This window comes from Caballeronia choica (assembly GCF_001544535.1).
Classification (GTDB): Bacteria; Pseudomonadota; Gammaproteobacteria; order Burkholderiales; family Burkholderiaceae; genus Caballeronia; species Caballeronia choica.
Genome location: NZ_FCON02000259.1, coordinates 1 through 6,550, shown reverse-complemented (window position 1 = coordinate 6,550; position 6,550 = coordinate 1). Strand labels below are relative to the sequence as shown.

General features: G+C 62.6%; 2 protein-coding genes. Both read right to left on the bottom strand.

Features of this window, described 5'->3' with window-relative positions; translation table 11 throughout:
- Nucleotides 1-485: 485 nt before the first annotated feature.
- The gene (glgB, locus tag AWB68_RS41670; RefSeq protein ID WP_087649987.1) at nucleotides 486-2,702 is read right to left on the bottom strand and encodes a 1,4-alpha-glucan branching protein GlgB; all 2,217 of its coding nucleotides are present in this window, start codon (nucleotides 2,700-2,702) and stop codon (nucleotides 486-488) included.
- Nucleotides 2,695-6,072 (bottom strand): maltose alpha-D-glucosyltransferase, encoded by a 3,378-nt coding sequence (treS, locus tag AWB68_RS41665; protein WP_200828946.1) that lies wholly within the window; start codon nucleotides 6,070-6,072, stop codon nucleotides 2,695-2,697. Before treS ends, glgB begins: the two co-directional genes overlap by 8 nt.
- Between the last annotated feature and the right edge of the window lie 478 nt (nucleotides 6,073-6,550).

Here is a 6,550-nt window from a genome sequence, read left to right as displayed (position 1 = left end):
TGCTTGCTGCATGCTTCAATTCACCGCTTAGCGAACCTGTCGTCGGGCACGAAGTGCCAAGACGGATGAATGACTGCTGTTCCACTCCCTGTCGCGGTGCGACGTGCGCGCCTTTTCTACATGCCAACAACGATGAAACCCCGCTAACGACACTCCCCCGGTTGAACCACTCCGTTCCAAGCGCGAGTGAAGACGGGTTAGGGCTGGCGTTTGAAAGCTGCTTTCTTTGCTTACTTTCTTTGCAGCAGCAAAGAAAGTGAGTCCCGCCCCGGACAGGGGCAGAGCAAATAGACCGCTAAGAATACAAGTTCCATGGAAGCCTGAGTGCATCAAACGGTTGAAACCCGACCCAAGCGCCAGCGGTTACCCCGGACAGGGGCAGAGCTAATAAACCGCTAAGAATACAAGTTCCATAGAAGCCTGAGTGCATCAAACGGTGTAACCCAACAACCCCAACCCCAAACCCACCCCAAGCGCCAGCGCCCTTAGTCAGCCCTAAGCACAATAGTAGCCAACGGCGGCAATGTCAGCGCAGCAGACTGCTCCCTCCCATGACTAGGATAGTCATCCGCATGAATCACGCCGCCATTCCCCATGTTCGACCCTCCATAGATCGACGCATCGGAGTTCAGAATCTCGCTCCACCGCCCGCCGCGAGGCAATCCAATCCGATATCCGGTCCGCGGTACCGGCGTAAGATTGCACGCCACCACCAGCTCTCGCCCTTCTCCATCAGTCCGCCGAAACGCATAAACGCTATTGGCGTTGTCATCCCCGACCAGCCAGTCGAATCCGCGCGGATCGCTATCGAGCCTGTGCAGCGCGGGCTCGTCGCTATACAGCCGGTTCAGGTCCCGCACGAGCTTCTGCAAGCCGCCATGGAACGCATCATCCAGCAGATGCCAGTGCGGCGTTTCATCGTGGTTAAACTCCGCGAACTGCCCAAACTCGCCGCCCATGAAAAGCAGTTTCTTGCCTGGATGCGTCCACATGAAGCCAAGATACGCACGCAGGTTCGCGAACTTCTGCCAGCGGTCGCCCGGCATCTTGCCAATCAGCGATCCCTTGCCATGCACCACTTCATCGTGCGACAACGGCAGCACGAAGCGCTCAGAATACGCATAGACCATCCCGAACGTATACATGTGGTGGTGATACTGACGATAAACCGGGTCCTCTTCCATGTAGTGCAGCGTGTCGTGCATCCAGCCCATGTTCCACTTGAAGTCGAAGCCGAGACCGCCGCTCTCCACGCTCGCCGTCACGCCCGGCCAGGCCGTCGATTCCTCGGCGATCGTGATCGCGCCCGGAATCTGCCGCACTTCATGATTGAGCCGCTTGAGAAACGCGATCGATTCAAGGTTCTCGCGTCCGCCATGGATATTCGGCACCCATTCGCCAGCCTTGCGCGAGTAGTCGCGATACAGCATCGACGCCACCGCGTCGACGCGCAACCCATCGACGTGATAGCGCTTCAGCCACGCAATGCCCGACGCGATCAGGAACGCGCTCACCTCGTTGCGGCCGAGGTTGTAGATCATCGTGTTCCAGTCCTGGTGATAGCCCTCGCGCGGGTCGGCATGCTCGTAGAGCGGTGTGCCGTCGAAGCCGATCAGGCCGTGCGCGTCGTTCGGAAAGTGCGCTGGAACCCAGTCGATCAGGATGCCAATTCCCGCTTCGTGCGCGCGGTTCACGAACTCCGCGAACTGCTCCGGCGTGCCAAAACGCGCCGACGGCGCAAATTGCCCGAGCGGCTGATAACCCCACGAGCCGCCGAACGGATGCTCCGCGATCGGCATGAATTCGAGGTGCGTGAAGCCCATCCCCTTCGCATACGGAATCAGGCGCTCGGCGAGCTCGTGCCAGTTCATCCCGCGATTGCCTTCCTCGGGCACGCGCAGCCACGATTCGGCGTGGACTTCGTAGATCGTGATCGGCGCCTGTGCCGTCTGCTTCGCGCCGCGGGTCTGCATCCAGTCGCCGTCGGTCCAGGCGAAGCTGTCGATGGCGTCGGCGTCCGCGACCACCGATGCGGTGGCCGGCGGCTTCTCGCTTTGCATCGCGCACGGGTCGGCCTTCAGCGGCAGCGTGTGGCCGTCGCGCGCGACGATCTCGTACTTGTAGCGCGTGCCCGCGCCGAGCCCCGGCACGAAGAGTTCCCACACGCCGGCGTTGTGACGCAGACGCATCGGATGACGGCGCCCGTCCCATGAATTGAAGTCGCCGACCAGCGACACGCGCCGCGCATTCGGCGCCCACACGGCGAAGCGCACGCCCGCAATGCCTTCGTGCGTGACCGGTCGCGAGCCGAGGCATTCGAGCACCGCATACGGATCGGCGCCCGCAAGGCGGTTCAGCCATTCGTCCGACAGGACCGGAGAGAACGCGTAGGTGTCGTGCGTGTCCTGCGGGGTGCCGTGCCAGTCGATCGCGAGACGGTACGCGCCCGGTTTGTCGACGAAGCCCGCATACAGGCCCGCATCGTGGATCTTCGTCAGGCTTCCGAGCGCCGCGCCGCTCTCGCGATCGATCACCGTCACGCCGGAGGCGCCCGGGAGCAGCACGCGCACGACGTGGCCCGACTCGGTCTGGTGCAGGCCGAGCTTCGAAAACGGATCCGGATGGCGGGCCTCGACGAGGGCGTCGATGTCGAGCGAATGCAGGCCCTCCGCGGGGTCCTTCGCATCGGTGCGCTTATTCATGTTGGGTTCCATCGGGAGTGTCCTTGGTTGCTTCGATCACGTGGCGCGTGCCGGGCGCGGGCGGCGCGCCCGTGTCGCCGAGCAGCCGGCTCGCAAGCGACGCGAGGCCGCGCAGCGGCAGGCCGATCCACGTCGGTCGGTTCGCCGCTTCGTAGCGGATTTCATAGGCAGCCTTCTCGATCAGGAAAAGGTCGAGCAATGCCGCGTAGGTCGACTCGCCCGCGATCGGCTCGGGCGACTGCGCCACCGCCTCACGGTACTGAAGCAAGAAGCTCTCCTCGGCATTCACGCGCATCCGCTCGAAGAGTGCCCGCTTGCGATCCGCGGTTTGCGCCGGCGCGCTTTCCGTCGTGGACTGCGCGGCCGCGCTCGCATATGAAAGCGAACGCAAGAGTCCCGCGACGTCGCGCAACGGGCTCGTCTTTCTGCGGCGTTCGTCGAGCGGGCGGGCCGGTTCCCCTTCGAAGTCGATCAGATACGCGTCGCCCTGCGCCATCAGGACCTGTCCCAGGTGGAAGTCACCGTGAATGCGGATGCAGAGCGCATCGGCGTCGTCGGTGACGAGCTTCTTCACCGCGTCCATCAGCATGTCGCGGCGGTCGATCAGGCTTTGCGCGAGGAAACGGTCGTGCTCGTTGAAATCGCCGATCTTCTGCGTGACGATGTCGAGCGCGGTGGTGAGCAGCGCAAGCGTCCCGCTGATCCAGCCGTGCACGTCTTTCTTCGTCGCGCGTTGCGGGGAGAACGCTTCGTCGTCGGTCGGCGAGGCGAGCGCGACGTGCAATTCCCCGAGCCGTCGGCCGATGATGCCCGCGATCGCCCGGTAGCCTTCGAAGCCCTGCAACTCGTTGCGGTGATCCGTCGGATGCTCCTCGGAATCGACGGCGACGGCCAGTTCATCGACGGTGCGGCGCAGATAATCGAGCGCGTAGTTCCAGGCGTCGCCCTGATTGTCGATATAGCCTTGCAGGATCGCGAGCGTATGCGGCACGTTCTGCGGATCGACGCGCACCACTTCGCCAAAGAGCGGCCCGGTGTTCGCATAGCCGAGTTTCGTCAGGTAGCGGCTCATTTCCGCTTCCGGATGAATGCCGCCGACCAGCCGCCGCACGAGCTTCAGCACCACGCGATCGCCGATCACGAGCGAACTGTTGCTCTGCTCGGCCGCGAGCCAGCGGATTTCCGGCGGCGCTTCGGGCGTGAAGTCGAGTTCGGCCAGGCGCTCGGTCGGGATGAAGCGGATTTCGCTCTTCTGCACGGTCGGCACGACGGCCTGTTCACGCAGCTTCTTGAGCACGCCATAGGTGAATTGCGGCACGGCGAACGCATCGGTCAGGTGCCCGATGTTGCGATTACGACGCACGCGCGCCAACGCGAGCTGCATGTAGAGCGGGAAGGTCGTCTCCGTGCCCCAGGCGATCGCGAGCGGCAACACGTAGCGCTCGGTGTGATCGCCGACATCGGCTTCGATTTCAGTGAACGCAAAGCCGGCGCCTTCGATCGTCGTCAGCGCGGCGAGCCGCACGCTCTTCAACTTCTGATCCTTCGACGCGAACCAGCGCCGCTTGCTCAAGTACGACGGCAAGACTTCCGATTCGAGCAGGCGCACGTTTTCCGGCGTCGGGCCGGTCTGGCCGGCGCGAATCACCATCGTGACGAATTCGGGCAATTGCTCCGACGGCGCCTGGCTCCACGCCGGGCGCATGCTGCCGGGGCAAAGCTGGAACCACAGGAAGCCGTAGGGCGGGAAGGTCAGCAGATAGGTGAGTTGCCCGATCGGCGGGAACGCCGAGTCGGCGGTCATTTCGAGCGGCACCGTGCCCGCGAATTCGGACAGGTCGAGTTCCACGGCCTGCGGCGCACGCGAGAGATTCGCGACGCACAGGATCGCCGGTTCGCCCGGCAACTCGCGCAGGTAAGCGAGGATCTTGCGATTGTTCGGACGCAGGAAGCGGATCGCGCCGCGCCCGAACGCGTGCTTCGAGCGGCGCACCGAGAGCATCTTGCGCGTCCAGTTGAGCAGCGAATGCGGATCGCGGCTTTGCGATTCGACGTTCACGGCGTCGTAGCCGTAGAGCGAGCCCATCACCGGCGGCAGCACGAGCTGTTCGGGGTCGGCGCGCGAAAATCCGCCATTCCGGTCCGACGACCATTGCATCGGCGTGCGCACGCCGTCGCGGTCGCCCAGGTGGATGTTATCGCCCATGCCGAGTTCGTCGCCGTAGTAGATGACGGGCGTGCCCGGCATCGAGAACAGCAGCGAGTTGATGAGTTCGATGCGCCTTCTGTCGCGTTCCATCAGCGGCGCGAGACGGCGGCGGATGCCGAGATTCAGGCGCGCGCGGCGATCGCTTGCGTAGGTGTTCCAGAGATAATCGCGCTCCGAATCCGTGACCATTTCGAGCGTCAGTTCATCGTGATTGCGCAGGAAGATCGCCCATTGATTCGTTTCGGCGAGGTCCGGCGTCTGGCGCATGATGTCGGTGATCGGGAAGCGGTCTTCGCTCGCGATCGACATGTAGATGCGCGGCATCAGCGGGAAGTGGAACGCCATGTGGCATTCGTCTTCATCGCCGAAATATTCCTTCACGTCTTCCGGCCACTGGTTGGCTTCGGCGAGCAGCATGCGGTTCGGATATTCCGCGTCGATGGTGGCGCGAATCTTCTTCAGGATGGCGTGCGTTTCCGGCAGGTTCTCGTTGTTCGTGCCTTCGCGCTCGACGAGATAGGGCACGGCATCGAGCCGCAGACCGTCGATGCCCATGTCGAGCCAGAAGCGCATCACCTGCAGCACTTCCTTCAGCACGGCGGGGTTGTCGAAATTCAGGTCCGGCTGGTGGCTGAAGAAGCGGTGCCAGTAGTACTGGCCGGCCACCGGATCGTGCGTCCAGTTCGAGGGTTCGCTATCGATGAAGATGATGCGTGTTTCTTCGTACCTCTTGTCCGTATCGGACCACACGTAGTAGTTGCGATGATTCGAGCCGGGCTTGGCGTGGCGCGCGCGCTGGAACCAAGGATGCTGGTCGGACGTGTGGTTGATGACGAGTTCCGTGACGACGCGCAGGCCGCGCGCGTGCGCTTCCTGGATGAAGCGCTTGACGTCGCCGAGCGTACCGTAGTCGGGGTGCACGTTGCGATAGTCGGCGATGTCGTAGCCGTCATCGCGACGTGGCGACGGGTAGAACGGCAGCAGCCAGATCGTGTCGACGCCCAGTTCCGCGATGTAGTCGAGTTTCGCGAGCAGGCCGGGGAAATCGCCGATGCCATCGTTGTTGGCGTCGAAGAACGACTTGATGTGGATCTGGTAGATGATCGCGTCTTTGTACCAGAGCGGGTCGTTGGTGAGAGTCGAGGTCTTGTTGCGCTTCACAATTTCGCTCCGTAGGTTATTGGTTCGCTGGCGCTTGAGGTTGGGGGTGGTCGCTGGCGCTCGGGGTGGGATGGGGTTTGGGTTACACCGTTTGATGCGCTTGGGCTTCCATGGAACTTGTTTTCTTGGCGGTCTATTTGCTCTGCCCCTGTCCGGGGCGGGACTCACTTTCTTTGCTGCTGCAAAGAAAGTAAGCAAAGAAAGCAGCTTTCCACCGCCAATGCTTGCCATGCGCCACTAGCCCGTTCCCTCGGAGTGGTCCAACCGGGGGAGTGTCGTTAGCGAGGTTTCCCCGTTGTTGGCATGTAGAAGAGGTACGGGCCTCGCACCGCAATACAGAGTGGACCAGCATTCATACATCCGGCCTCGCGCTACGCGCTCACCCGTCAGGCAAAACCGAGACCCGAAACCCATCGCTATATCACCATCCTACGTTCCTGCTTGCTGCATGCTTCAATTCACCGCTTAGCGAACCTGT

What these genes read in the sequence shown, in the direction of transcription:
- glgB (WP_087649987.1), bottom strand. Translation starts at nt 2,702, where the DNA reads ATGAATAAGCGCACCGATGCGAAGGACCCCGCGGAGGGCCTGCATTCG.